Raw genomic sequence first — 26,088 nt, forward strand, 5'->3', positions numbered from 1 at the left:
GCCGAGAACGTGCATTTTGTATGCCCATCCCAGGCATGATAAGACGCGCAAGCGTCGCATCAGGCGTCTGCGCACGACTGCCGGATGCGGCGTGAACGCCTTATCCGGCCTACATTTCGCCTGCAGGCTGTCATTAAATGGTTCTGATTACGCGGCTGGCAATGTATCAGCCGCGATTCACCTGCACTCACAACGAGGTTCATCTTATGTCGACTCGTACCCCTTCATCATCTTCATCCCGCCTGATGCTGACCATCGGGCTTTGTTTTTTGGTCGCCCTGATGGAAGGGCTGGATCTTCAGGCGGCTGGCATTGCTGCGGGTGGCATCGCACAGGCTTTCGCACTCGATAAAATGCAAATGGGCTGGATATTCAGCGCCGGAATACTCGGTTTGCTACCCGGCGCGCTGGTTGGCGGAATGCTGGCGGACCGTTATGGTCGTAAGCGTATCTTGATTAGCTCAGTTGCGCTGTTTGGTTTGTTCTCGCTGGCAACGGCGATTGCCTGGGATTTCCCCTCACTGGTCTTTGCACGACTGATGACCGGTGTCGGACTGGGGGCCGCGTTGCCGAATCTTATCGCCCTGACGTCTGAAGCCGCGGGTCCACGTTTTCGTGGGACGGCAGTGAGCCTGATGTATTGCGGTGTTCCCATTGGCGCGGCGCTGGCGGCGACGCTGGGTTTCGCGGGGGCAAACTTAGCCTGGCAAACGGTGTTTTGGGTAGGTGGTGTGGTGCCGTTGATTCTGGTGCCGCTATTAATGCGCTGGCTGCCGGAGTCGGCGGTTTTCGCTGGCGAAAAACAGGCTGCGCCACCACTGCGTGCGTTATTTGCGCCAGAAACGGCCACCGCGACGCTGCTGCTGTGGTTGTGTTATTTCTTCACTCTGCTAGTGGTCTACATGTTGATCAACTGGCTGCCGCTGCTTTTGGTGGAGCAAGGATTCCAGCCATCGCAGGCGGCAGGGGTGATGTTTGCACTGCAAATGGGGGCGGCGAGCGGGACGTTAATGTTGGGCGCATTGATGGATAAGCTGCGTCCAGTAACCATGTCGCTACTGATTTATAGCGGCATGTTAGCTTCGCTGCTGGCGCTGGGAACGGTGTCGTCATTTAACGGTATGTTGCTGGCGGGATTTGTCGCGGGGTTGTTTGCGACAGGTGGGCAAAGCGTTTTGTATGCCCTGGCACCGTTGTTTTACAGCTCGCAGATCCGCGCAACAGGTGTGGGAACAGCCGTGGCGGTAGGGCGTCTGGGGGCTATGAGCGGCCCGTTGCTGGCCGGGAAAATGCTGGCATTAGGCACTGGCACGGTTGGCGTAATGGCCGCTTCTGCGCCGGGTATTCTTGTTGCTGGGTTGGCGGTGTTTATTTTGATGAGTCGAAAATCAAGAATGCAGGCGTGCGCCGATGCCTGACGCGCCTTATTAAGCAGGGGCGAAAGGAACTTGCCCTCAATACACCTACGGCGTTTACAGGTATACTCGCTAAAAATTATTCAGCGGGTTTGGAAACAAAGATGGCAAAACTTACCTTACAAGAGCAGTTGCTCAAAGCAGGATTAGTCACCAGCAAAAAAGCGGCGAAGGTCGAGAGAACGGCGAAAAAATCGCGCGTTCAGGCGCGTGAAGCTCGGGCGGCGGTAGAAGAAAATAAAAAGGCACAGCTTGAGCGTGATAAACAGCTTAGCGAGCAACAAAAACAAGCGGCGTTGGCGAAAGAATATAAAGCCCAGGTGAAGCAGCTTATTGAAATGAACCGAATCACCATTGCCAATGGCGATATTGGTTTTAACTTTACCGATGGTAATCTGATTAAGAAGATTTTTGTTGATAAGCTCACACAGGCGCAGTTGATTAATGGTCGTCTGGCGATTGCCCGCTTGTTGGCCGATAACAATAGCGAAGGTGAATACGCCATTATTCCCGCCAGCGTTGCCGATAAAATTGCTCAGCGTGATGCCAGTAGTATTGTGTTGCATAGTGCACTCAGCGCCGAAGAGCAGAATGAAGATGATCCGTATGCCGACTTCAAAGTGCCTGATGATTTGATGTGGTAAACATAGATAAGCCGTGCGCAAATACCTGATGCGACGCTTTTCGCGTCTTATCAGGCCTACGATTTATGGGCGAAATGTAGGCCGGATAAGGCGTTCACGCCGCATCCGGCAGTCGTGCGCAGATGCCTGATGCGACGCTTGCGCGTCTTATCAGGCCTACGGTTTACGGGCGAAATGTAGGTGGATAAGGCGTTCACGCCGCATCCGGCAGGCGTGCGCAAATGCTCAACGCATATTCAATTTATTGGCGTGGTACGCAATATGCTCGCCAATAAAACTGGAGACAAAATAATAGCTGTGGTCGTAACCTTCGTGATAACGGATTAGCGCCTTGATATTCATCTCCTGACAGACCTTTTCAAGATTTTGAGTCCGCAACTGTTCCGCGTAAAAATCATCACTCAACCCCTGATCAACCATGATTTCCGCAACGCGTTGACCTTGTGAAATGAGGCTCACCGGATCGTAATCCAACCAGGCATATTTATTTTCACCAAGATACGCGGCAAAGGCTTGCTGGCCCCACGGTACTTGCGAAGGGGAAACAATGGGCGAAAACGCCGAGACGCTGACATACTCATCTGGGTTACGCAGCGCCAGTACCAGCGCGCCCAGCCCGCCCATAGAATGACCTGAGATAGACTTTCTGGCCGTTGCCGGAAAATGTTGCATCACTAAATCCGGCAGCTCGCTGCGGATATAGTCATACATTTTGTAATGCTCTTTCCACGGCGCTTGCGTCGCGTTCAGGTAAAAACCAGCACCTTGCCCGAGATCGTAACGGTCGGCATCTGCGACATGACTGCCTCGCGGACTGGTGTCCGGCGCAACAACAATAATGTTGTGTTCAGCCGCGTAACGCTGCATCCCCGATTTAGTAATGAAATTCTGCTCGTTGCAGGTCAGGCCCGAAAGCCAGTACAGCACCGGCAATTTTTCATTCGCGGCTTTTGGTGGGAGATAGACGCCGACATTCATTTCACGTTTCAGTGATTGGGAATAATGCCGATACACATTTTGCCAACCGCCAAAGCTGGCGTGTTTTTCAATGAGTTCCATCAGTCATTATCTCACGGTTAATTCCCCGGACGGCTGCCCGGGGACGGTATTAAGAACCTCGTCTGAACTGGACGGGGCAAACCTGCGGGAAATCAGTAACGAATTACGGTTCGAATGGATTTGCCTTCATGCATCAGGTCGAAGGCGTCATTAATTTCATCCAGGCTCATGGTATGCGTAACAAACGGTTCCAGGTCGATATCACCTTTCATTGCATCTTCAACCATCCCCGGTAACTGGGAACGACCTTTCACGCCGCCAAACGCGGAACCTTTCCATACGCGACCGGTGACCAACTGGAATGGACGGGTGGAGATTTCCTGACCAGAACCTGCTACCCCGATGATCACCGACTGACCCCAGCCGCGGTGCGCACTTTCTAGCGCCGCACGCATCACATTGACGTTACCGATGCACTCAAAGGTATGGTCGATACCCCATTTGTTGATATCCAGCAGGACATCTTTAATCGGTTTGTCGTAGTCATTCGGATTAATGCAGTCGGTGGCACCGAAGCGACGCGCCAGATCGAATTTCTTCGGGTTCGTATCAATAGCGATAATCCGTCCCGCCTTCGCCTGACGTGCGCCCTGAACCACTGCCAGACCAATCGCGCCAAGACCAAACACGGCAACAGAATCACCTGGCTGGACTTTAGCGGTATTATGCACCGCGCCAATGCCGGTGGTTACACCACAGCCCAGCAGGCAGACGTGTTCATGGTTTGCTTCTGGATTAATTTTGGCCAGAGACACTTCCGCGACCACGGTGTATTCACTGAATGTAGAACAGCCCATGTAGTGATAAAGCGGCTGCCCGTTGTAAGAAAAACGGGTGGTGCCGTCTGGCATCAGGCCTTTGCCCTGGGTTTCGCGAACCGCGACACAGAGGTTGGTTTTGCCGGAACGACAGAACTCACACTCGCCGCACTCTGCGGTATAAAGCGGGATCACATGGTCGCCAGGTTTGACGCTGGTTACGCCTTCACCGACTTCAACCACAACGCCAGCCCCTTCGTGACCAAGAACGACCGGGAATACACCTTCCGGGTCATCGCCGGAGAGGGTAAATGCGTCGGTATGGCAAACGCCGGTATGGGTGACTTTAATCAGCACTTCACCTTTTTTCGGTGGTGCAACGTCAATTTCAACGATTTCCAGCGGTTTACCGGGAGCAAAGGCAACGGCAGCTCGTGATTTCATCTTTCGCTCTTCCTCAATATGGTAATAGATTCAGCTATTTAAGATAGGCTCGAACCAGTTCAATAGTGTCGTCAACGGATTGGCTGACTTCACGGCTGTAGCAGTCATTTCGGTCAAACGTTTCCCGGATATGGCTTTCAAGCACTTCTGCCATCAGCCCGTTAGCCGCGCCCCGAACGGCGGCTATCTGTTGGAGTATGGCACGGCATTCGGCATCACCCTCCAGCGACCGTTCCAGAGCATCAATCTGCCCCCGAATACGACGAACTCGAGTAAGGACCTTTTTCTTCTCTTCCGGAGTACTGGGCATTTCGCACCTCATCATCTGCACTCAATATACTATAGGGGGTATTCTATGTGTCAATGCATACCCCCCTATAGTATATAACACTGGAGAATAAAATTTATCCGGTGAATGTGGGTGGAAAACGAAAAGGAAAGTGTTTGGGCGCTAATCGGCAGGGAAGGCCGCCCTGGATAGCGGGCGGCAGAAGGAATCAAAATTTCCAGGTCAGATGGGCTGCGAGTTGCAAGCCGTCATAATCATCGGTTGGGGTGTCGTACCACACTTTACCTGCCGTCAGCCCCAAATTAAGTTGCTCTGTTAAAGGCTGAATACGCTGTAAACTGACGCTCTTCATACTGCCGTGTCGTGTCTCTGGCGACCAGTCATAAGTGTAAGCTCCGGTCCCGCGAGTTAGCCAAAGCTGGGTATAACCACCGCCGCGCGTATCGTTCAGGCGCAGGGAAATCATATTGCTGTAACTGCCGCCCGCATCGCTTGAGTCATAATGGGTATAGCGATAGCTGGTGATCACCGGGCCGGTATAAAGCGAAACGCCACCTTGCCAGGCATTAACGTCAACGTCATCGTAATATTTGGTGTAGCGATAACCGGTCGTGAACACCGTTTTTGGCAGCAGGGCCAGGTTAATATCCTGACGAAAATCCTGGCGGGCAAAGACCGGCGTATTATCCGCAAATGCAATACCCGTTCGGGTCGTCAGCCAGTTATTCCATTTATACCAGACAGCACCCTGGCCGCGTGTGGCATTGAAACTTTCAGTCTCGTAATCTCGACGTCCCTGGGAAAGATTGAAAAGCAGTGTTGCGTTTTCAACTTTTGCGACCAGTTCGGCATACGCTAAATTACGGTTACCATGATCGCCAGAATAATCGGTAAAATCGTAGCCTGCGGTAATAGATGTTAATCCGGCATAAGCGGGCAATGCGCTAAAGACTACTGCCGCTAATAACGTCCGTTTTATCATTTTAATCTCCTGTACGGATAAGTTCTTGCCGGAGTGAGTAATTTCCGGTAGGTAAATTACGTTCTACAATAACGTGTGGACCAAGCTGTGTATTCGGAGAAATAATTCGCCCCGGTAAAATAATAACCTGCACGCCAAGGCGTGAACGCTGCCCGATATAACAACCTAATTTATCGCATCCAGTAGCGATAGTACCTTCCGCGGTGCGAACCGATACTGGCTGTTCATCCAGGCGATGATTACTGGTACGCACCAGCGCGCCTAAATATGCCCCGCTTGCTACCACCGAGTCGGCAATAAAACATTGTGGGCCAATCGTTGCTTCCGCTTCAATAACCGCATTTTTTATTTCTGTGGCAAAACCAATTTTTACACCATTGCTGATTACCGTGTTGGGGCGAATAAAAGCATAATTGCCAATCAGGCAATTTGCGCCAATCACTACCGGTCCTTGAATCACTGCACCGTGGCAAATACGGGTATTGGTGCCAATAATAACTTCACCAGCACTCTCATCAATAATTACCTGGTCTGCAATCTGAATATTTTTCTCTTTAACATTAAGCTTCAGATAGCTTTTCAGTTCCTGCGACAGAAGAGTTGGAATAAGCGGTTGGCGCTTCCACCAGTGCGGTATAACGAGTGGGTTTGTCGCGCTGAGGTTCGCGTCCAGTAAAAAAGGCAATAAGTCCATAAATAATCCAGATGGCATAAGCTAATAATACATACACAACGGAAAAAGGCGCTAAAGGCACCAATAACCAGCAACGATGAAACCAGGCGCTAAAAGCACCAATAACACAAACTACGCCGACCCAGAGAAGTGGAAACATTGCCAATATTACGCCATGTGGCCCGGTGGCGATGAATTCATTAAACCAGGTAGTGAGATAAATCCCAACGCCATAAAGCACAACCAGCAGCATGGGGAAAATACTGAATATGCCAAAGCGGCTAAATAAAAGTTTTTTATGTAGGCGCATACATACCGCGTAGCCCACAATCCACCGCCGCCAGCGTCGCCATTCATCAAGCGGACTATTGCATTCCTGCGGATAAACAATGCAGCGATTCGCCTGACGAATACGGTAGCCATTAGCCACCAACGTCCAGGTAAGGTCGAGGTCTTCGACTTTGGTACGATCAGAGAAACCAAATTTACGCAGCACATCGGTGCGAAACATCCCGCAGGCTCCGCTGACAATAAACGGCGCACCGCCCAATAGTTGTTGTAGCGTGCGCTTCATAACAATCATTGGCAACTTCACCGTCGCGCGGATGTGCGGCAACAGGCCAGCGCCTTTTAACGCGGTGGAGGGAATGCCGCCTACGGCGTCAGCGCCGCGCTCAATTTCCGCCAACATATAGCCCATGCCGTTTTTATCGGGCGGGACGTAAGTATCGGCATCGCTTAAAAAAACTAGGTCGCAGGTGGCGTAGTTGAGGCCATTCATTAGCGCACCGCCTTTACCGGTATTTTTTTGCGTGACGGCAACAAAGCGGTCGCCCCATTTACGTTTTACTTCTGCCATGACTGCTTCGGTATTATCAGTGGAGCCGTCGTTAACGCAAATTACCCGGCAAAAATAAGGGTTGCGTAGCAGATTTTCCAGCGACTGTGCCAGACAAGGGCCTTCGTTATAGGCAGGAATAATTGCGTCAATACAGCCTTTTTTTTGGCTGGGCTTACGCCTTAACGTACTCAGGAACCATAGTAATATTGCTACGGCCATACATATAAAGATCCAGGTTTTCATGCAATCTGCTCAAAGAATCATTTTATGAATAACAAAGCCTTCACCCAGATCGCTATTGACCTGTTGTCCGCGAAATTGTGCGACAGCACGCAAACGTTCCGGGCGCATATAATCACGCAGACTCTGACTTTTATGTTTTTGTAACGCGTTTAGCTTTATAGAAAAATATTTCTCTTCCACGGATTCAAAAACCTGGGGCATAAATGAGAGCCAGGTACTTGGCGTTTCGTAGCCGAGAATTTGAGGAATTGCCCGACAGGCCACCATTGACGCCTGATAAACGGCCAGATGATCCTGATGGCGATCGGCATCATGCATGGTATAGACACGAATGATTTCAACATCAGACGGAATCTGAGACTTAATGATATTTTCCAGGGCGGTAATCATATCATTGAGCTGTAAATGAGCACGGGTATCAGCAAAATTAAGATGAATAGTCTGCTGGCATCCTAATATCTTTAGGGCTTCGCGTGACTCTGCGTGGCGATCGATTATTCCATCGGTACCAGAATTGCCGGTAGTCATAACTACGGCAGCAATATAAATTCCTTTTTGCGCAAGACGAGCGAGCGATGCGCCGCAGCCTAATTCTATATCGTCAGGGTGTGCGCCAATAGCAAGAATACCTTTCTTTTTATTTTTTGAAGAAAGGAGAGCAGAATTTAAAACCTTATCCACTTAATGACACTCCATTTTAATTATTATACTGCAAGCGCAGCGATACGCGCAGAGACGTAATCTCTGGCGCAAGCAGACGTTAAAATTTATACGTAGTGAAAGTTGCTAATAACTTAGTGCCAGGATGCTATGAGGGCCTGAAAATCGACAGGGTAAAGTTTTTTTTACGTAGTTCATATGTTATGTTTTTGTGTGTTTGCTATGTATAGTTATTTTCTTTTGTGCATTGTATTTAGATGTGAATTAGTTTGTCAATTAATTGCATTTAAAAAATATGTTTAATGAACGGATATTGTTTATATACATGTTGTGAATGTAATATGCGGTGGGTGAAAAACAATACAGTAGTATATTTAATGCGAATATAATAACTTTATCATATATTTTGGTTTTAATAAAAATAAGAAGATAGTAAATCTCGTAATCTGACTTTTTATGCATCAATAAAATGCAGTGCAGCAATTTCCCCGAGTTGTGAGATGATGCCAATTGCATAATTAACCTTTCCTTTGCTGTTTTTTTGCTAAGAATAAAATCATCTGTACCATAACGACTAATTCTTTTATCAAATGTCTTTGTCCGCGAATACTGCTCCCATAACAAGACAGGGGAGCAGACAATCATGGCAATTTCATCGCGTAACACACTTCTTGCCGCACTGGCATTCATCGCTTTTCAGGCGCAGGCGGTGAACGTCACCGTGGCCTATCAAACCTCCGCCGAACCGGCGAAAGTGGCTCAGGCCGACAACACCTTTGCTAAAGAAAGCGGAGCAACCGTGGACTGGCGTAAGTTTGACAGCGGGGCCAGCATCGTGCGGGCCTTGGCCTCGGGCGATGTACAAATCGGTAATCTTGGTTCCAGCCCATTGGCGGTAGCTGCCAGCCAACAGGTGCCGATTGAAGTCTTCTTGCTGGCGTCAAAACTGGGCAACTCTGAGGCGTTGGTGGTGAAGAAAGCCATCAGCAAACCGGAAGACTTGATTGGTAAACGTATCGCCGTGCCGTTTATCTCCACGACACACTACAGCCTGCTGGCGGCGCTGAAACATTGGGGCATTAAATCTGGGCAAGTGGAGATAGTGAACCTGCAGCCGCCCGCGATTATCGCCGCCTGGCAACGGGGAGATATCGATGGCGCTTATGTTTGGGCGCCGGCGGTTAACGCCCTGGAAAAAGACGGCAAGGTGCTGACCGATTCTGAACAGGTCGGGCAGTGGGGGGCGCCAACGCTGGACGTCTGGGTAGTGCGGAAAGATTTTGCCGAGAAACATCCAGAGGTAGTGAAAGCGTTCGCCAAAAGCGCCATCGCGGCCCAGCAACCGTACATTGCTAACCCAGACGCGTGGCTGAAACAGCCGGAAAACATCAGCAAACTGGCGCGCTTAAGCGGCGTGCCGGAAGGCGATGTGCCGGGGCTAGTGAAGGGAAACACCTATCTGACGCCGCAGCAGCAAACGGCAGAACTGACCGGACCGGTGAACAAAGCGATCATCGACACTGCCCAGTTTTTGAAAGATCAGGGCAAAGTCCCCGCCGTGGCGAATGATTACAGCCAGTACGTTACCTCTCGCTTCGTGCAATAAAAGGAGGCGCAGATGCTGCAAATCTCTCATCTTTACGCCGATTATGGCGGTAAACCAGCACTGGAAGATATCAACCTGACGCTGGAAAGCAGCGAGCTGCTGGTTGTGCTGGGACCGTCCGGCTGCGGCAAAACCACGTTGCTGAATTTAATTGCTGGTTTTGTGCCTTATCAGCACGGCAGCATTCAACTGGCGGGCAAACACATTCAGGGACCGGGAGCAGAACGCGGCGTGGTTTTTCAGAATGAAGGATTGCTACCGTGGCGCAATGTGCAGGATAACGTGGCGTTCGGTCTGCAACTGGCGGGGATGGAGAAAATGCAGCGTCTGGAAATTGCTCTCCAGATGCTGAAAAAAGTAGGTCTGGAAGGCGCAGAAAAACGCTTCATCTGGCAGCTTTCTGGAGGCCAGCGTCAGCGAGTGGGGATTGCCCGCGCGCTGGCGGCAAATCCCCAACTGTTATTACTCGACGAACCGTTTGGTGCGCTGGACGCCTTTACCCGCGACCAGATGCAAACCTTGTTGCTGAAACTCTGGCAGGAGACGGGAAAGCAGGTGCTGTTGATTACCCACGATATAGAAGAAGCGGTGTTTATGGCGACTGAACTGGTTCTGCTTTCACTAGGGCCAGGGCGTGTGCTGGAGCGTCTTCCGCTCGACTTCGCTCGCCGCTTTGTTGCGGGAGAATCGAGTCGCAGCATCAAGTCCGATCCACAGTTTATTGCCATTCGCGAATATGTTTTAAGCCGCGTATTTGAGCAACGGGAGGCGTTCTCATGAGTGTGCTCATTAACGAAAAACTGCATTCGAGTCGGTTGAAATGGCGCTGGCCGCTCTCACGGCAAGTGACCTTAAGCATTGGTACGTTAGCGGTTTTACTCACCATATGGTGGACGGTGGCGACGCTGCAACTGATTAGCCCGCTATTTTTGCCGCCGCCGCAACAGGTACTGGAAAAACTACTCACCATTGCCGGACCGCAAGGCTTTATGGACGCCACGCTGTGGCAGCATCTGGCAGCCAGCCTGACGCGCATTATGCTGGCGCTATTTGCCGCGGTGTTGATCGGTATTCCGGTCGGGATCGCGATGGGACTTAGCCCTACGGTACGCGGCATTCTGGATCCGGTAATCGAGCTTTATCGTCCGGTGCCGCCGCTGGCCTATTTGCCGCTGATGGTGATCTGGTTTGGTATTGGCGAAACGTCGAAGATCTTACTGATCTATTTAGCGATTTTTGCACCGGTGGCGATGTCGGCGCTGGCGGGGGTGAAAAGCGTGCAGCAGGTTCGCATTCGTGCCGCGCAGTCGCTGGGGGCCAGCCGTATACAGGTGCTGTGGTTTGTCATTTTGCCTGGCGCGCTGCCGGAAATCCTCACCGGATTACGCATTGGTCTGGGTGTGGGCTGGTCTACGTTGGTGGCGGCGGAGCTGATTGCCGCAACGCGGGGCTTAGGTTTTATGGTCCAGTCAGCAGGTGAATTCCTCGCGACTGACGTGGTGCTGGCGGGGATCGCGGTGATTGCGATTATCGCCTTTCTTTTAGAACTGGGTCTGCGTGCGTTACAACGCCGCCTGACGCCCTGGCATGGAGAAGTACAATGAGTGAACGTCTGAGCATTACCCCGCTGGGGCCGTATATTGGCGCACAAATTTCGGGTGCCGACCTGACGCGCCCGTTAAGCGATAATCAGTTTGAACAGCTTTACCATGCGGTGCTGCGTCATCAGGTGGTTTTTCTGCGTGAACAGGCGATAACGCCACTGCAGCAACGTGCGCTGGCCCGGCGTTTTGGCGAACTGCATATTCATCCTGTTTATCCTCATGCCGAAGGGGTTGACGAGATCATCGTACTGGACACCCATAACGATAATCCGCCGGATAACGACAACTGGCACACCGATGTGACATTTATTGAGACGCCGCCAGCAGGGGCGATTCTCGCAGCGAAAGAGTTGCCATCGTTCGGCGGCGATACGCTCTGGACCAGCGGTATTGCTGCCTATGAGGCGCTTTCTGTTCCTTTCCGCCAGCTTTTGAGCGGGCTGCGTGCGGAGCATGATTTCCGTAAATCGTTCCCGGAATACAAGTACCGCAAAACCGAAGAGGAACATCAACGTTGGCGCGAGGCGGCCGCGAAGAATCCGCCGTTGTTACATCCAGTGGTGCGTACGCATCCGGTGAGCGGCAAACAGGCACTGTTTGTTAATGAAGGATTTACCACGCGAATTGTCGATGTCAGCGAGAAAGAGAGCGAAGCCTTGTTAGGCTTTTTGTTTGCCCATATCACCAAACCGGAGTTTCAGGTGCGTTGGCGCTGGCAACCGAATGATATTGCGATTTGGGATAACCGCGTGACTCAGCACTATGCTAATGCCGATTATTTGCCACAGCGGCGGATTATGCATCGCGCGACGATTCTCGGGGATAAACCATTTTATCGGGCGGGGTGAAGGGGAAATGCCGGGTTGGGATAACCCGGCATAATGATCATTAACGCAGAATCTTCTTCTCAGCCAGATCCAGCGCAAAGTAGCTGAAAATCAGATCCGCACCCGCACGCTTAATCGAACCTAAGCTTTCGAGCACCACTTTCTCTTCATCTATAGCACCTGCCAGCGCGGCGAATTTAATCATCGCGTACTCGCCACTCACCTGATACGCGCCAATCGGCAATTCCGTACGTTCACGCAGCTCACGCACGATGTCGAGGTACGCACCAGCTGGTTTAACCATCAGGCAGTCTGCGCCCTGGGCTTCATCCAGCAGTGACTCACGAATCGCCTCACGACGGTTCATTGGGTTCATCTGATAGCTTTTGCGATCGCCTTTTAATGCGCTTCCGGCAGCTTCACGGAACGGTCCATAAAAGGAAGAGGCGAATTTGGTCGAATACGACATAATCGCCGTATCTTTAAAGCCCGCAGCGTCCAGCGCCTGGCGAATCGCCTGTACCTGGCCGTCCATCGCGGCGGAAGGGGCGATGAAGTCTGCGCCTGCAGCAGCAGCAACCACGGCTTGCTTGCCTAAATTTTCCAGAGTCGCGTCGTTGTCGACGCCATGCTCGCACAGCACGCCGCAGTGTCCGTGAGAAGTGTATTCACAGAAACAGGTGTCTGACATGACGATCATTTCAGGCACGGTCTGCTTGCAGATGCGCGACATACGCGCCACCAGACCATCTTCCCGCCAGGCATCACTGCCGGTTTCATCAGTATGGTGAGAGATGCCGAAAGTCATCACCGAACGAATACCGGCGTTGGCGATGCGTTCAATTTCGCGTGCCAGATGTTTCTCTGGAATGCGCATCACGCCAGGCATGGCTTCAACGGCTTTGTAGTCGTCAATTTCTTCTTCAACAAAGATCGGCAACACCAGGTCGTTAAGGCTAAGTGTTGTCTCTTCAAACATAGCGCGCAGCGCAGGAGATTTGCGCAGGCGACGAGGGCGTTGGATTAAGTCTGTCATGGTCTGCCTGATGTTTGTGGAATTAAGGCGCACAGTATACCTGAAGCGGGGCCGGAGTGTTTTACGAAAGTTGTCGCGATGTTGATAAGAAGAGAACGAAAGAGAGGTCAGGACATCTTTGTAATAGAAATAGCAATGATTTTATATTCACTGCAAATATTTTTAATTTTTATTTATAATCTTCAATTATTGTTTTTGTTGATTTGGTTGAGCTGTCAAAAATTGAATGGCTTAAAGTTCATTGTTTATTGATAAATTATTTATCTGATTTGTTGGTTTGATATTTTTAGAAGCTATAATTCAAAATTAACGCTTTCATTAACGTGTTGAAAAACTGTGTTTTTGTCAGTTTTTTCTTTGCGTGTGTAGATGTTTTTTATATATGTCCACAATCGGACTTAGGGGAAAGAATAATTGAACCATTCCTCTATAACGCCGCATAATCGTAAACGCGAAACATAAGATGTTTTCTATGCATTGATAATTGATGGATCAACTTATTACGTCCCTGAGGAGGGATGACAAATGCACTCCTGGAAAAAGAAACTTGTAGTATCACAATTAGCATTGGCTTGCACTCTGGCTATCACCTCTCAGGCTAATGCAGCGACCAACGATATTTCTGGTCAAACTTACAATACTTTTCATCACTACAACGACACCACTTATGCTGATGACGTTTACTATGATGGTTATGTAGGCTGGAACAACTATGCCGCTGATAGCTATTACAACGGCGATATCTACCCGGTCATTAATAACGCTACCGTTAACGGCGTAATTTCTACCTACTATCTGGACGACGGTATTTCTACCAATACCAACGCCAATAGTCTGACAATCAAAAACAGCACTATTCACGGTATGATTTATTCCGAGTGCATGACAACAGATTGTGCTGATCGTGCGGATGATTACTACCATGACCGTCTGGCGCTGACTGTTGATAATTCAACGATCGACGACAACTACGAACACTACACATATAACGGCACCTACAATAATGCCGCTGATACTCATGTTGTAGACGTTTATAACATCGGTACTGCCATCACTCTGGATCAGGAAGTTGATCTGTCCATCTCTAATAACTCTCACGTAGCAGGTATTACGCTGACTCAGGGTTATGAGTGGGAAGATATCGACGACAACACTGTCAGCACCGGTGTAAATAGCAGCGAAGTGTTTAATAACACCATCACTGTTAAAGATTCTACCGTGACCTCTGGTTCATGGACTGATGAAGGTACTACTGGTTGGTTTGGTAATACCAGCAATGCCAGTGATTACAACGGTAATGGCTGGAATGCTGACGATATCGCATTAGCTGTTATTGCACATCCTGATGCTGATAACGCAATGCAGACTACTGCAACATTCGATAACTCCACACTGATGGGTGATGTTTTCTTCTCAAGCAACTTTGATGAGAACTTCTTCCCACATGGTCGTGATAGCTACCGTGATGCTGACGGTGATGTAGATACTAACGGTTGGGATGGTACTGATCGCCTGGATCTGACCCTGAACAATGGCAGCAAGTGGGTTGGTGCAGCAATGTCTGCGCATCAGGTTGATCTGGGTTCAGATATTGGGACAGATCTTAATGGCGATGGTTATGCTGATAACGATACCCTCGATGGTAAGATCGATAAAGACAGTCCGCTGGATGGCATTTACGATGCTTATGCGATGGGTTCCGATGCCACTGCAACTCTGATCGACATCGCAGCTAACAGCCTGTGGCCTTCATCAACTGTTGGTGTAGAAAACAGCGACTCTGAATACAGCGAATTTGATCACATCATCGGTAACGAAGTTTACCAGAGCGGTCTGTTCAATGTGACCCTGAATACCGGTTCACAGTGGGATACCACCAAAACTTCTCTGATTGATACTCTGAGCATCAACAGTGGTTCAACTGTTAATGTTGCTGATTCAACGCTGATTTCTGATTCTATCTCTCTGACAGGTCTTTCTGCGCTGAACATCAACGAAGATGGTCACGTTGCAACTGATTCACTGACTATCGATAACAGTACCGTAACTATCTCTGATGAAGTTACTGCTGGTTGGGCTGTAGGTGATGCCGCTCTGTATGCGAATACCATCAACGTTACTAACGACGGTATTCTGGATGTAGGTAACACAGCAGCTAATGCTCTTCAGGTTGATACTCTGAACCTGACCAGCACCACTGATACCAGTGGTAACATTCACGCTGGTGTATTCAACATCGAAAGCAACCGCTTCGTACTTGATGCAGACCTGACCAACGACCGTACCAACGACACTACCAAGTCAAACTACGGTTATGGCTTAATCGCAATGAACTCTGATGGTCACCTGACCATTAACGGTAACGGCGATAACGATAACACTGCTTCTATCGAAGCTGGTCAGAACGAAGTTGATAACAATGGTGACCATGTTGCAGCTGCAACCGGTAACTACAAAGTTCGTATCGACAACGCTACTGGTGCTGGTTCTATCGCTGACTACAACGGCAACGAGCTGATCTACGTTAACGACAAAAACAGCGACGCGACCTTCTCTGCTGCTAACAAAGCTGACCTGGGTGCATACACCTACGAAGCTCGTCAGGAAGGTAACACCGTTGTTCTGCATCAGACCGAGTTGACTGACTACGCTAACATGGCGCTGAGCATCCCGTCTGCAAACACCAATATCTGGAACCTGGAACAAGACACCGTTGGTACTCGTTTGACCAACTCTCGTCATGGTCTGGCTGATAACGGCGGCGCATGGGTAAGCTACTTCGGTGGTAACTTCAACGGCAACAACGGTACCATTGACTACGATCAGGATGTTAACGGCATCATGGTCGGTGTTGATACCAAAATTGATGGTAACAACGCTAAGTGGATCGTCGGTGCGGCTGCAGGCTTCGGTAAAGGCGACATGAATGACCGTTCTGGTCAGGTGGATCAAGACAGCCAGTCTGCCTACATCTACTCTTCTGCTCGCTTCGCGAACAACATCTTTGTTGATGGTAGCTTGAGCTACTCTCACTTCAACAACGATCTGTCTGCAACCATGAGCAACGGTACTTACGTTGACGGTAGCACCAACTCTGACGCATGGGGCTTCGGTTTGAAAGCCGGTTACGACTTCAAACTGGGTGATGCTGGTTACGTAACTCCTTACGGTAGCATTTCTGGTCTGTTCCAGTCTGGTGATGACTACCAGCTGAGCAACGACATGAAAGTTGACGGTCAGTCTTACGACAGCATGCGTTATGAACTGGGTGTAGATGCAGGTTATACCTTCACTTACAGCGAAGACCAGGCTCTGACTCCGTACTTCAAACTGGCTTACGTCTACGACGACTCTAACAACGATAACGATGTGAACGGCGATTCCATCGATAACGGTACTGAAGGGTCTGCGGTACGTGTTGGTCTGGGTACTCAGTTCAGCTTCACCAAGAACTTCAGCGCCTATACCGATGCTAGCTACCTCGGTGGTGGTGACGTAGATCAAGATTGGTCCGCGAACGTGGGTGTTAAATATACCTGGTAATATTCTTCACTCTGAAGAAATACTGGTAATTTAATCTAAATAATGCCCGTCAAGGATTTGACGGGCATTACTGCAAAGGACGCGCAAATGTTATCTGTAGTTAAACCTCTTCAGGAATTTGGTAAGCTCGATAAATGTTTGTCCAGATACGGCACGCGCTTCGAGTTTAATAATGAAAAACAAGTCATATTCTCCAGTGATGTAAACAGCGAAGACACATTCGTTATTTTAGAAGGTGTTATCTCTCTCCGTAGAGAAGAAAACGTACTTATCGGTATTACGCAGGCCCCCTATATTATGGGACTGACTGATGGTTTAATGAAAAACGATATACCATACAAATTAATATCAGAAGGAAACTGTACGGGATATCATCTACCAGCCAAACAAACCATTACTCTTATTGAACAAAATCAACTCTGGCGCGACGCTTTTTACTGGTTAGCCTGGCAAAATAAAATTCTGGAATTACGCGACGTTCAACTCATTGGGCATAATTCCTACGAGCAAATCCGTGCGACGTTATTATCAATGATTGATTGGAATGATGAGTTACGATCACGCATTGGTGTAATGAATTATATCCATCAACGTACACGCATATCACGTTCCGTCGTGGCAGAAGTTCTTGCGGCTTTACGCAAGGGCGGCTATATCGAAATGAATAAAGGCAAACTGGTCGCCATCAACCGTTTGCCTTCAGAGTATTAATCAGGACGCGGGAATGACCATCGGTTTATTCCCGCTAAGTTCGGTCACCAAATCATTGATGCCATCGCTCATATTTTTAAACCGTGTTAATGGTGAGCGGGTCACGACCACAAACGCACCGATATTTTTTTGCGGGATCATCGCCATATAGGTAATGAAACCACCGCCACCACCGGTCTTCTGAATAATACCCGGACGTCCGTCCTTCGGTGCCATATACACCCAGCCTAAACCGAGTGCATCCGCTCTGCCTGGCACATCCATGCCAATCACTTTCGTAAACTGTGCACGCTGATAAATCAGCGTCTGCATGCGATCCGCCTGGTTACTGCGCTGATAAAAATCAGAAGACAAATATTGCTGCATCCAGCGCATCATATCGCCAGGTGTGGAATAAACGCCGCCGCTGCCAATGGCCGCCAGCGTATTGTTACACGGACTGGCGCCGCGCTCGGCAACCATCAAACGGCGGCACTGGTCCGGTGATGGTGTATAGGTGGTGTCTTTCATCCCCAGCGGACGGGTAATCTGCTCTTCAAACAATTGGGTATAAGGCTTACCGGACGCATTCGCCAGCGCATCCGCCAGCAGGTCGAACGCAAGGTTGGAGTACGCGGCCTGGCTGCCTGGCGCGGCTTTTAGCTTCGCCGTAGAAAGATATTTCCAGCGTTGCTCTCGCGTCGGCCAGACAAACACCGGACGATTTGCCGCGCCGCCGGGCTGTTCACGGGGCAGGGCGCTGGTGTGGGTTGCCAGATTCACCAATGTGATGGGGGCTCCGTTGTAAGTTGGCACGCGTGCGCCTGGCGGGGCATATTTACTCAGTGGATCGTTTAACTTCACTGTCCCCTGGTCCAGCAATTTCACCAGCATCTCACTGGTCATCAACTTGGTGAGCGAAGCAATACGTACTACCGAATCCAACTGCGGGCGAACGTTATTACCAGGGCGAGTTTCACCATAACTGCGAAAGACACGCTGATTACCGTCGATAACGACCAGCGCCATCCCGGTGGCACCGCTGCCGTAAAAAATATGATCGGCATAGCGATCAACAATATCAGAGGCGAATTCAGGTTCGGCGATAGGTTGCGCCGCGTGGACAGAGGTCAATGACGCCGCACACAGCACGGCAGAAAAAAGCAGACTACGTTTCAACGGTGGTGTCCATAAATTAAATGAAGGTAACTGAGCGTATTTATACTACTCGTTGATGGATTGCAAAGCGCAAATTAGTGCAATAATAGTGTTAAAAACGTAACGGCGCGTAAACACGATCTTTTTCCTGCTCACCAATGTCTGCATTTGTGATCCTGTTCGTGTTAATGCGCTTATGTAAACAATCCTTTGTTTGTGAAATCCGTCGAAACAATTCTTCCCGTCAGGAGGACGAACTAAGCGCCCCGCGGCTGGTCACAATGGGCGGTTTCATTTGGCTGATTCTTTGAAGCGGCCATGCGGTTAATACACAGCAGTTGCTAAAACGATAAGAAGCTAGCAGGAGAGCATATGTTTAAGTCTTTTTTCCCAAAACCGGGAGCCTTTTTTCTCTCGGCCTTTGTTTGGGCATTGATTGCCGTCATCTTCTGGCAAGCCGGAGGAGGTGACTGGGTTGCCCACATCACCGGGGCTTCTGGGCAGATACCGATTAGCGCTGCCCGTTTCTGGTCGTTAGACTTCCTGGTTTTTTACGCTTATTACATTGTTTGCGTAGGACTTTTCGCGCTGTTCTGGTTTATCTACAGCCCACATCGTTGGCAATACTGGTCAATACTCGGCACTGCGCTAATTATCTTCGTGACCTGGTTTCTGGTGGAAGTTGGGGTTGCAGTTAACGCCTGGTATGCACCGTTTTATGACCTGATTCAAACCGCGCTCAGTTCGCCGCATAAAGTGACCATCGAACAGTTTTATCGCGAGGTGGGTGTCTTTCTGGGGATAGCGCTGATCGCGGTGGTTATCAGTGTGTTGAACAATTTCTTTGTCAGCCACTACGTGTTTCGCTGGCGTACGGCGATGAACGAATACTACATGGCGAACTGGCAGCAACTGCGCCATATCGAAGGGGCCGCGCAGCGTGTGCAGGAAGACACCATGCGTTTTGCCTCAACGCTTGAGAATATGGGCGTCAGCTTTATTAACGCCATCATGACGCTGATCGCCTTCTTGCCGGTGTTGGTGACGCTCTCCGCACACGTGCCAGAGTTGCCGATTGTGGGGCACATTCCGTATGGTTTGGTGATTGCCGCGATTATCTGGTCGCTGATGGGGACCGGATTACTGGCGGTTGTGGGGATCAAACTGCCGGGACTTGAGTTTAAAAACCAGCGAGTAGAGGCAGCTTACCGTAAAGAGCTGGTCTATGGTGAAGACGACGCCACGCGTGCGACACCGCCAACGGTGCGCGAGTTATTCAGTGCGGTACGGAAGAACTATTTCCGCCTCTATTTTCACTATATGTATTTCAACATCGCCCGCATTCTCTACCTGCAGGTCGATAACGTTTTCGGTTTGTTCTTGCTGTTTCCGTCGATTGTTGCCGGTACGATTACGCTCGGCCTGATGACCCAAATAACCAACGTTTTTGGTCAGGTTCGCGGCGCTTTCCAGTATCTGATTAACTCATGGACCACGCTGGTCGAGTTGATGTCGATCTACAAACGTCTGCGCAGCTTTGAACATGAACTGGATAATGACAAAATTCAGGAAGTAACCCATACATTGAGTTAAAAAGGAGAGGTAATGTCGCGAGTCAATCATCTGTCTTCGCTTTCATTGTTGGCGGTTCTGGTTTTAGCGGGGTGTAGCAGTCAGGCGCCACAGCCGTTGAAAAAGGGCGAAAAAGCGATAGATGTGGCGAGCGTGGTGCGGCAGAAGTTACCCGCCAGCGTAAAAGACCGCGATGCCTGGGCGAAAGATCTTGCCACCACTTTTGAAAGCCAGGGGCTGGCACCGACACTGGAAAATGTCTGCTCGGTGCTGGCGGTGGCGCAGCAGGAGTCAAATTATCAGGCGGATCCGGTCGTTCCTGGATTAAGTAAAATCGCCTGGCAAGAGATTGACCGCCGCGCCGAACGGATGCACATTCCTGCTTTTCTGGTTCATACCGCGCTAAAAATCAAATCGCCAAACGGCAAAAGCTACAGCGAACGGTTAGATTCCGTGCGCACGGAAAAGCAGCTGAGTGCAATTTTTGACGATCTGATCAGCATGGTGCCGATGGGGCAGACGCTGTTTGGTTCGCTTAACCCGGTGCGCACCGGTGGGCCGATGCAGGTCAGCATTGCTTTTGCCGAACAGCATACCAGGGGGTATCCGTGGAAAATGGACGGTACGGTACGTCAGGAGGTCTTCAGTCGTCGCGGCGGATTATGGTTCGGGACTTACCATTTACTCAATTATCCTGCCAGCTATAGCGCGCCGATTTTCCGTTTCGCCGATTTTAATGCTGGTTGGTACGCCAGTCGTAATGCCGCGTTTCAGAATGCGGTCAGCAAAGCCAGCGGCGTGAAGCTGGCGCTGGATGGTGATTTGATTCGTTATGACAGTAAAGAGCCGGGTAAAACAGAACTGGCGACGCGTAAGCTGGCGGGCAAACTGGGAATGAGCGACAGCGAAATTCGTCGTCAGCTCGAGAAAGGGGATAGTTTCTCTTTTGAAGAGACGGCGTTGTATAAGAAGGTTTATCAACTCGCCGAAGCGAAAACGGGTAAATCGCTACCGCGTGAAATGTTGCCGGGTATTCAACTGGAAAGCCCGAAAATCACCCGTAACCTTACCACCGCATGGTTTGCGAAGCGCGTCGATGAAAGACGAGCGCGCTGTATGAAGCCGTGACCAATAGGTAATCGTAGGCCAGATGTTTACGTCGCATCTGGCCAAATAAATCTTACTGGCGGCGATGTCGCCAGTGCAGCCACACCGCAACCACCGCAAAGATGAAGCAGCCAACCAAAAACGGGATCAGCCCGAAAATGGTGCCGACTCCCAGACCAATTTCCACCCGTGGGCGGCCTGTCTCCTGGACCTGCATTAAATGCTCATAGACACCTGGCGCATGTACCAACAAATTCAGCAATTGCGCTCCAGCCCAAAAGCAAAACAGCACAAACAATGCATAGGCAATGTTGCCAGGCGTTGAAGAGGCATCGCGATATTTTCCGCTAAACAGCGATTTTGACAGGGTGAAATCAGCCATAAAAACCTCCGGAAGTCATCTGCTTCTCTTCTGGTGTGATACCAGCGGCTTATGGCAAGTCTGACAGGTCATTGGGATTGTCAATATCAGAATCATGGTAAATTGGTGTTGGGAATATTCCCGAAGCGAGAATCTTCGTTATGAGTCACAAAATTGCAACCTTAAGTTAAATTTTTTTAACGGTTCTGGAAATGCTGTCTATACCACAGACGGATGTTGCAGAATATGCAAGGATGTTGTTTTTCGTTAACGGAGCTGCCATGAATCTGCCTGTAAAAATCCGCCGCGACTGGCATTACTATGCGTTCGCCATTGGCCTTATATTCATTCTTAATGGCGTGGTGGGGTTGCTGGGGTTTGAAGCTAAAGGTTGGCAGACCTATGCCGTCGGTCTGGTGACGTGGGTGATGAGTTTCTGGCTGGCGGGGCTGATTATTCGTCGTCGCGATGACGATACTGAAAACGCCCAATAACAGAAGATTGGGCGTTCTGGAGTGCTGGCAAAGTGCTCGTTGTTTATGCCGGATGCGGCGTAAACGCCTTATCCTGCCTACAAAATCATACAAAATCATACAAAATCATACAAAATCATACAAAATCAGTATATTGCAATTATCTGGTAGGCCTGATAAGCGAAGCGCATCAGGCAATCTTACGTTTGCCATCAGCCTGAAATGCCCAACAAAAAAGTTATTGGGCATCCAAAAATTACATGGTGGTTTTCAATGCGTTATCCGCTGCGTGACGCTCCAGCGCCAGCTCAATCAAACGCGTGATCAGGTCGGTGTAGCCCAGGCCACTGGCTTGCCACAGCTTCGGATACATACTGATGTTGGTAAAGCCTGGCAGCGTGTTGATCTCGTTGATCACCACCTCGTTTTCCGGCGTTAAAAAGACATCTACACGCGCCATGCCAGCACATCCCAACGCCTGGTAAGCCTGAACGGCAATCGCCCGAATTTTATCGTTGATTTCCGGCGCGATGTCCGCCGGAACCACCACTTTCGCGCCATCTTCGTCAATGTACTTGGTGTCGTAGGCGTAGAAATCGCTGGTCAGTACGATCTCGCCACAGGTACTGGCTTGCGGATTGTCATTACCCAATACCGCGCATTCGATCTCACGACCTTTGATCCCTTGCTCAACGATCACTTTGTGATCGAATTCGAACGCTAGATCGACAGCAAGGGCATACTGCTCTTCGCTGGTCACTTTGCTGACGCCAACAGAGGAACCCTGATTAGCTGGTTTTACAAACAGCGGCAACCCAAGTTTAGACTTCACTTCGGCGAAGCTGATTTTGTGGCGATTGGCGCGCGTCAGGGTAATAAATGGCGCGATGTTCAATCCAGCGTCACGCAGCAGACGTTTGGTTACGTCTTTATCCATGCATGCAGCAGAAGCCAGAACATCGGAACCGACAAACGGTAGATTGGCGACCCGCAGCATTCCCTGCAAGGAACCATCTTCACCCAACGTACCGTGGACAATTGGGAAAATGACATCCACCGTCGGCAACGGCTGGCCGTTCTGCGCATCAATAAGTTGTTGTTCATGTTTACCCGGCACCTGCGCGAGACTGGTGGCCGAAGGGCGCAGCGCAATATGGGCAGGATCGTCTGCGTTCAGCAAATAATTGCTGGCATCGCTGACATGCCATTGCCCTTGTTTATCAATGCCCAGCAGCACAACGTCAAAGCGACTTTTATCAATGGCATCGACAATGTTTTTTGCCGATTGCAGAGACACTTCATGTTCTGCTGACTTTCCACCAAAAACGATTCCTACCCGCAGTTTTTCCATCTTAAAAACCTATCCCGTAGAACACAAAGAGCATACATTACCACGACAAAACGGGGGATTCGCGGCCTTCTGACAGTTTGTTGCAATCTTCTGCTGATAAACCGTGCAGCTTGCGGGGTAAGATTCATCGCTGACTAAATTATGTGCGTAAGATCACAAAAATGATGAACGGGAAACTAATTTATTCCTGGTGTGAATTGCTGCCCGGATGGTTATTATACGTAATAATAAGTTAACCAAGAGGATATATTGCATAACTTTTTATTATAAAAACATTAATAATTGTATACCTATATTTTATGTGTGGAATTATTTAAAAATAGAGAAACGTTTCGCTGATAAATGTGAAAAAAATATTTGCTAAAACTATTTCCTCTGTCATAAAAATACTACATCAAGACTCTATGCAGTTGTGAAACATAATGTTAACTTCTCCATACTTTGGATAAGGAAATACAGATATGAAAAATCTCATTGCTGAGTTGTTATTTAAGCTTGCCCAAAAGGAAGAGGAATCGAAAGAATTGTGCGCACAGGTCGAAGCACTAGAGATTATCGTTACTGCGATGCTTCGCAATATGGCGCAAAATGACCAACAGCGGTTGATTGATCAGGTTGAAGGGGCGCTATACTCGGTAAAGCCCGATGCCAGCATTCCTGATGACGATACGGAGCTGCTGCGCGATTACGTAAAGAAGTTATTGAGGCATCCTCGTCAGTAAAAAGTTAAGCCTTCCAACAGTTGTCATAATGCTGTCATGCCAGAGACTTATAGTCGCTTTGTTTTTATTTTTTAATGTATTTGTACATGGAGAAAATAAAGTGAAACAAAGCACTATTGCACTGGCTCTCTTGCCGTTACTGTTTACCCCTGTTACTAAAGCCCGGACCCCAGAGATGCCAATTCTGGAAAACCGGGCGGCACAGGGGGATATTACCGCACCTGGCGGTGCTCGCCGATTAACGAGCGATCAGACAGCTGCCTTACGCGATTCTCTTAGCGATAAACCCGCGAAAAATATTATTTTATTGATTGGTGATGGGATGGGGGATTCGGAAATCACTGCCGCACGCAATTATGCTGAAGGCGCGGGCGGTTTTTTTAAAGGGATCGATGCCTTACCGCTTACCGGACAATACACCCATTATGCGCTGGATAAAAAAACCGGAAAACCAGACTACGTGACCGACTCCGCAGCGTCAGCAACGGCCTGGTCAACTGGCGTCAAAACGTATAACGGCGCGCTGGGTGTCGATATTCATGAAAAAGATCATCCAACGATTCTGGAATTGGCAAAAGCCGCAGGGCTGGCGACCGGCAACGTTTCAACGGCTGAAATACAGGATGCCACTCCCGCCGCGCTAGTGGCACATGTGACCTCGCGCAAATGCTATGGTCCGAGCGTTACCAGCGAAAAATGCCCGAGCAACGCGCTGGAAAAAGGTGGAAAAGGATCGATTACTGAACAACTGCTTAACGCCCGTGCGGATGTTACGCTTGGCGGCGGCGCAAAAACCTTTGCTGAAACGGCTACCGCCGGTGAATGGCAGGGAAAAACGCTGCGTGAACAGGCGCAGGCGCGTGGTTATCAGTTAGTCAGCGATACCGCATCGCTGAATGCGGTGACGGAAGCGAACCAGCAAAAACCCCTGCTTGGACTGTTTGCTGACGGCAATATGCCAGTGCGCTGGCAAGGACCGAAAGCAACGTACCACGGTAATATCGATAAGCCCGCAGTCACCTGTACCCCGAATCCGCAACGCAATGACAGTGTGCCTACGCTGGCGCAGATGACCGATAAAGCCATTGAACTACTGAGCAAAAATGAGAAAGGATTCTTCCTGCAAGTTGAAGGCGCGTCGATCGATAAACAGGATCACGCCGCGAATCCTTGTGGCCAAATTGGCGAGACGGTCGATCTCGATGAAGCCGTACAGCGGGCGCTGGAATTTGCCAAAAAGGATGGCAACACACTGGTGGTGGTCACCGCTGACCACGCCCACGCCAGCCAGATTGTCGCGCCAGATACCAAAGCACCGGGTCTGACTCAGGCGTTAAACACCAAAGATGGCGCAGTGATGGTGATGAGTTACGGGAATTCCGAAGAGGATTCACAAGAGCATACCGGTAGCCAGTTGCGTATTGCTGCATATGGTCCGCAGGCTGCGAATGTGGTTGGTTTGACCGATCAGACCGATCTCTTCTACACCATGAAAGCTGCACTGGGGCTGAAATAACACCGAACCCGGCGGCTAATTTTGGCTGTCGGGTGGTTTTTTTGCTGTTAGCAACCAGACTTAAAAGCAGATCAAGGGCGCAAACGCTCCTGGTTAAAATGTGAAGAGGGATGGTGCTATGAAAATAACATTACTGGTTACCCTGCTATTCGGCCTGGTTTTTTTAACCACTGTCGGCGCTGCCGAGAGAACGTTAACCCCACAACAACAGCGTATGACCTCCTGTAATCAACAGGCGACAGCGCAGGCGTTGAAAGGGGATGCCCGTAAGACATACATGAGTGATTGCCTGAAGAACAGCAAATCTGCGCCCGGTGAAAAGAGTTTGACACCGCAGCAGCAGAAGATGCGCGAATGTAATAGTCAGGCGACGCAGCAATCTCTGAAAGGTGATGATCGTAATAAGTTTATGAGTACCTGCCTCAAGAAAGCCGCGTAATACCTATAGTGCTAACGGGTGAGTTAAGAAAATGGCTCACCCGAAATATCATACTCCCGCCTTTCGCCCCATCTC

Annotated in this window: 25 protein-coding genes; 14 read left to right on the forward strand and 11 right to left on the reverse strand. The window is 49.7% G+C overall.

Annotated features, from left to right (window positions below; all coding sequences use genetic code 11):
- Positions 1-206 precede the first annotated feature (206 nt).
- A complete protein-coding gene (mhpT, locus tag FFT88_RS06810) occupies positions 207-1,418 on the forward strand; it encodes a 3-(3-hydroxy-phenyl)propionate transporter MhpT (RefSeq protein ID WP_130258517.1) in 1,212 nt (403 codons plus the stop codon).
- 101 nt (positions 1,419-1,519) lie between these two features.
- Entirely contained in the window at positions 1,520-2,059 is a 540-nt protein-coding gene (locus FFT88_RS06815) for a DUF2058 domain-containing protein (RefSeq protein WP_130206149.1), read from the forward strand.
- A gap of 225 nt (positions 2,060-2,284) precedes the next feature.
- Here FFT88_RS06815 and fghA read toward each other — a convergent pair whose 3' ends face one another.
- The 7 genes from fghA to FFT88_RS06850 all read right to left on the reverse strand — a co-directional run bounded on the left by fghA (position 2,285) and on the right by FFT88_RS06850 (position 8,029).
- Positions 2,285-3,118 carry an S-formylglutathione hydrolase gene (gene fghA / locus FFT88_RS06820; protein WP_135404440.1) on the reverse strand — a complete coding sequence of 278 codons (834 nt, stop codon included), beginning with the start codon at positions 3,116-3,118 and terminating at the stop codon, positions 2,285-2,287.
- Between the two features lie 92 nt (positions 3,119-3,210).
- Positions 3,211-4,320, reverse strand: a complete 1,110-nt coding sequence (gene frmA, locus FFT88_RS06825; RefSeq protein ID WP_000842102.1) for an S-(hydroxymethyl)glutathione dehydrogenase — start codon at positions 4,318-4,320, stop codon at positions 3,211-3,213.
- 34 nt (positions 4,321-4,354) lie between these two features.
- Entirely contained in the window at positions 4,355-4,630 is a 276-nt protein-coding gene (gene frmR / locus FFT88_RS06830) for a formaldehyde-responsive transcriptional repressor FrmR (protein ID WP_001141271.1), read from the reverse strand.
- Positions 4,631-4,817: 187 nt separating this feature from the next.
- A complete protein-coding gene (locus tag FFT88_RS06835; protein ID WP_135404441.1) occupies positions 4,818-5,591 on the reverse strand; it encodes a YaiO family outer membrane beta-barrel protein in 774 nt (257 codons plus the stop codon).
- 1 nt (position 5,592) lies between these two features.
- The gene (locus tag FFT88_RS06840) at positions 5,593-6,186 is read right to left on the reverse strand and encodes an acetyltransferase (protein ID WP_240731065.1); all 594 of its coding nucleotides are present in this window, start codon (positions 6,184-6,186) and stop codon (positions 5,593-5,595) included.
- The gene (locus FFT88_RS06845; RefSeq protein WP_135404442.1) at positions 6,152-7,348 is read right to left on the reverse strand and encodes a glycosyltransferase family 2 protein; all 1,197 of its coding nucleotides are present in this window, start codon (positions 7,346-7,348) and stop codon (positions 6,152-6,154) included. The genes FFT88_RS06840 and FFT88_RS06845 overlap by 35 nt, the downstream gene beginning before the upstream one ends.
- 9 nt (positions 7,349-7,357) lie before the next feature.
- Positions 7,358-8,029, reverse strand: a complete 672-nt coding sequence (locus FFT88_RS06850; protein WP_130215374.1) for a PIG-L deacetylase family protein — start codon at positions 8,027-8,029, stop codon at positions 7,358-7,360.
- A 622-nt stretch (positions 8,030-8,651) separates the two neighbouring features.
- Between FFT88_RS06850 and tauA the strand changes: the two genes are divergently transcribed.
- From tauA to tauD, 4 genes are read left to right on the forward strand one after another with little or no spacing between them, the layout of a single operon-like run.
- Positions 8,652-9,614, forward strand: coding sequence for a taurine ABC transporter substrate-binding protein (tauA, locus tag FFT88_RS06855; protein ID WP_135404443.1), 963 nt, complete (start codon positions 8,652-8,654; stop codon positions 9,612-9,614).
- A 12-nt stretch (positions 9,615-9,626) separates the two neighbouring features.
- Positions 9,627-10,394, forward strand: a complete 768-nt coding sequence (tauB, locus tag FFT88_RS06860; protein ID WP_135404444.1) for a taurine ABC transporter ATP-binding subunit — start codon at positions 9,627-9,629, stop codon at positions 10,392-10,394.
- Positions 10,391-11,218 carry a taurine ABC transporter permease TauC gene (tauC, locus tag FFT88_RS06865; protein WP_135404445.1) on the forward strand — a complete coding sequence of 276 codons (828 nt, stop codon included), beginning with the start codon at positions 10,391-10,393 and terminating at the stop codon, positions 11,216-11,218. Before tauB ends, tauC begins: the two co-directional genes overlap by 4 nt.
- Positions 11,215-12,066 (forward strand): taurine dioxygenase, encoded by an 852-nt coding sequence (tauD, locus tag FFT88_RS06870; protein WP_135404446.1) that lies wholly within the window; start codon positions 11,215-11,217, stop codon positions 12,064-12,066. Before tauC ends, tauD begins: the two co-directional genes overlap by 4 nt.
- Before the next feature lie 40 nt (positions 12,067-12,106).
- On the opposite strand, the gene hemB is transcribed toward tauD, so the two are convergent.
- A complete protein-coding gene (gene hemB / locus FFT88_RS06875; RefSeq protein ID WP_001295337.1) occupies positions 12,107-13,081 on the reverse strand; it encodes a porphobilinogen synthase in 975 nt (324 codons plus the stop codon).
- A gap of 525 nt (positions 13,082-13,606) precedes the next feature.
- On the opposite strand from hemB, the gene ehaB reads away from it, so the two are divergent.
- A complete protein-coding gene (gene ehaB / locus FFT88_RS06880) occupies positions 13,607-16,624 on the forward strand; it encodes an autotransporter adhesin EhaB (protein WP_130223275.1) in 3,018 nt (1,005 codons plus the stop codon).
- Between the two features lie 87 nt (positions 16,625-16,711).
- A complete protein-coding gene (gene iprA, locus FFT88_RS06885) occupies positions 16,712-17,335 on the forward strand; it encodes a hydrogen peroxide resistance inhibitor IprA (RefSeq protein WP_130206171.1) in 624 nt (207 codons plus the stop codon).
- On the opposite strand, the gene ampH is transcribed toward iprA, so the two are convergent.
- On the reverse strand, positions 17,336-18,493 hold the full coding sequence (ampH, locus tag FFT88_RS06890) for a D-alanyl-D-alanine-carboxypeptidase/endopeptidase AmpH (RefSeq protein WP_130215388.1): 1,158 nt from the start codon (positions 18,491-18,493) through the stop codon (positions 17,336-17,338).
- A gap of 351 nt (positions 18,494-18,844) precedes the next feature.
- Between ampH and sbmA the strand changes: the two genes are divergently transcribed.
- Both sbmA and yaiW read left to right on the forward strand, forming a co-directional pair.
- Entirely contained in the window at positions 18,845-20,065 is a 1,221-nt protein-coding gene (sbmA, locus tag FFT88_RS06895) for a peptide antibiotic transporter SbmA (protein WP_130215390.1), read from the forward strand.
- Between the two features lie 12 nt (positions 20,066-20,077).
- The gene (gene yaiW / locus FFT88_RS06900) at positions 20,078-21,172 is read left to right on the forward strand and encodes a surface-exposed outer membrane lipoprotein YaiW (protein ID WP_130215392.1); all 1,095 of its coding nucleotides are present in this window, start codon (positions 20,078-20,080) and stop codon (positions 21,170-21,172) included.
- Between the two features lie 52 nt (positions 21,173-21,224).
- Here yaiW and FFT88_RS06905 read toward each other — a convergent pair whose 3' ends face one another.
- On the reverse strand, positions 21,225-21,533 hold the full coding sequence (locus FFT88_RS06905; RefSeq protein WP_130215394.1) for a YaiY family protein: 309 nt from the start codon (positions 21,531-21,533) through the stop codon (positions 21,225-21,227).
- A gap of 260 nt (positions 21,534-21,793) precedes the next feature.
- Between FFT88_RS06905 and FFT88_RS06910 the strand changes: the two genes are divergently transcribed.
- Positions 21,794-22,006, forward strand: coding sequence for a DUF2754 domain-containing protein (locus tag FFT88_RS06910; RefSeq protein ID WP_130206179.1), 213 nt, complete (start codon positions 21,794-21,796; stop codon positions 22,004-22,006).
- A gap of 235 nt (positions 22,007-22,241) precedes the next feature.
- Here FFT88_RS06910 and ddlA read toward each other — a convergent pair whose 3' ends face one another.
- The gene (gene ddlA / locus FFT88_RS06915) at positions 22,242-23,336 is read right to left on the reverse strand and encodes a D-alanine--D-alanine ligase (protein ID WP_130215396.1); all 1,095 of its coding nucleotides are present in this window, start codon (positions 23,334-23,336) and stop codon (positions 22,242-22,244) included.
- A 461-nt stretch (positions 23,337-23,797) separates the two neighbouring features.
- On the opposite strand from ddlA, the gene iraP reads away from it, so the two are divergent.
- The 3 genes from iraP to psiF all read left to right on the forward strand — a co-directional run bounded on the left by iraP (position 23,798) and on the right by psiF (position 26,013).
- Positions 23,798-24,058 carry an anti-adapter protein IraP gene (gene iraP, locus FFT88_RS06920; RefSeq protein ID WP_064527081.1) on the forward strand — a complete coding sequence of 87 codons (261 nt, stop codon included), beginning with the start codon at positions 23,798-23,800 and terminating at the stop codon, positions 24,056-24,058.
- 100 nt (positions 24,059-24,158) lie between these two features.
- The gene (gene phoA / locus FFT88_RS06925) at positions 24,159-25,574 is read left to right on the forward strand and encodes an alkaline phosphatase (RefSeq protein ID WP_130215400.1); all 1,416 of its coding nucleotides are present in this window, start codon (positions 24,159-24,161) and stop codon (positions 25,572-25,574) included.
- A gap of 118 nt (positions 25,575-25,692) precedes the next feature.
- Positions 25,693-26,013: a phosphate starvation-inducible protein PsiF gene (gene psiF, locus FFT88_RS06930; RefSeq protein ID WP_130206185.1), complete on the forward strand. Its 321-nt coding sequence runs from the start codon at positions 25,693-25,695 to the stop codon at positions 26,011-26,013.
- The last annotated feature ends 75 nt before the right edge of the window (positions 26,014-26,088 follow it).

The sequence above is a fragment of the Escherichia sp. E4930 genome, assembly GCF_005845405.1.
Taxonomy (GTDB): domain Bacteria; phylum Pseudomonadota; class Gammaproteobacteria; order Enterobacterales; family Enterobacteriaceae; genus Escherichia.

Bases quoted from the DNA above. Each gene is read 5' to 3' on its own strand.
- frmA (WP_000842102.1), bottom strand. From the start codon at position 4,320: ATGAAATCACGAGCTGCCGTTGCCTTTGCTCCCGGTAAACCGCTGGAA.
- tauB (WP_135404444.1), top strand. From the start codon at position 9,627: ATGCTGCAAATCTCTCATCTTTACGCCGATTATGGCGGTAAACCAGCA.
- ehaB (WP_130223275.1), top strand. From the start codon at position 13,607: ATGCACTCCTGGAAAAAGAAACTTGTAGTATCACAATTAGCATTGGCT.
- FFT88_RS06815 (WP_130206149.1), top strand. From the start codon at position 1,520: ATGGCAAAACTTACCTTACAAGAGCAGTTGCTCAAAGCAGGATTAGTC.
- ddlA (WP_130215396.1), bottom strand. From the start codon at position 23,336: ATGGAAAAACTGCGGGTAGGAATCGTTTTTGGTGGAAAGTCAGCAGAA.
- frmR (WP_001141271.1), bottom strand. From the start codon at position 4,630: ATGCCCAGTACTCCGGAAGAGAAGAAAAAGGTCCTTACTCGAGTTCGT.
- iraP (WP_064527081.1), top strand. From the start codon at position 23,798: ATGAAAAATCTCATTGCTGAGTTGTTATTTAAGCTTGCCCAAAAGGAA.
- FFT88_RS06910 (WP_130206179.1), top strand. From the start codon at position 21,794: ATGAATCTGCCTGTAAAAATCCGCCGCGACTGGCATTACTATGCGTTC.
- tauA (WP_135404443.1), top strand. From the start codon at position 8,652: ATGGCAATTTCATCGCGTAACACACTTCTTGCCGCACTGGCATTCATC.
- yaiW (WP_130215392.1), top strand. From the start codon at position 20,078: ATGTCGCGAGTCAATCATCTGTCTTCGCTTTCATTGTTGGCGGTTCTG.
- sbmA (WP_130215390.1), top strand. From the start codon at position 18,845: ATGTTTAAGTCTTTTTTCCCAAAACCGGGAGCCTTTTTTCTCTCGGCC.
- psiF (WP_130206185.1), top strand. From the start codon at position 25,693: ATGAAAATAACATTACTGGTTACCCTGCTATTCGGCCTGGTTTTTTTA.
- fghA (WP_135404440.1), bottom strand. From the start codon at position 3,118: ATGGAACTCATTGAAAAACACGCCAGCTTTGGCGGTTGGCAAAATGTG.
- FFT88_RS06905 (WP_130215394.1), bottom strand. From the start codon at position 21,533: ATGGCTGATTTCACCCTGTCAAAATCGCTGTTTAGCGGAAAATATCGC.
- tauC (WP_135404445.1), top strand. From the start codon at position 10,391: ATGAGTGTGCTCATTAACGAAAAACTGCATTCGAGTCGGTTGAAATGG.
- tauD (WP_135404446.1), top strand. From the start codon at position 11,215: ATGAGTGAACGTCTGAGCATTACCCCGCTGGGGCCGTATATTGGCGCA.
- mhpT (WP_130258517.1), top strand. From the start codon at position 207: ATGTCGACTCGTACCCCTTCATCATCTTCATCCCGCCTGATGCTGACC.
- hemB (WP_001295337.1), bottom strand. From the start codon at position 13,081: ATGACAGACTTAATCCAACGCCCTCGTCGCCTGCGCAAATCTCCTGCG.
- FFT88_RS06845 (WP_135404442.1), bottom strand. From the start codon at position 7,348: ATGAAAACCTGGATCTTTATATGTATGGCCGTAGCAATATTACTATGG.
- iprA (WP_130206171.1), top strand. From the start codon at position 16,712: ATGTTATCTGTAGTTAAACCTCTTCAGGAATTTGGTAAGCTCGATAAA.
- FFT88_RS06835 (WP_135404441.1), bottom strand. From the start codon at position 5,591: ATGATAAAACGGACGTTATTAGCGGCAGTAGTCTTTAGCGCATTGCCC.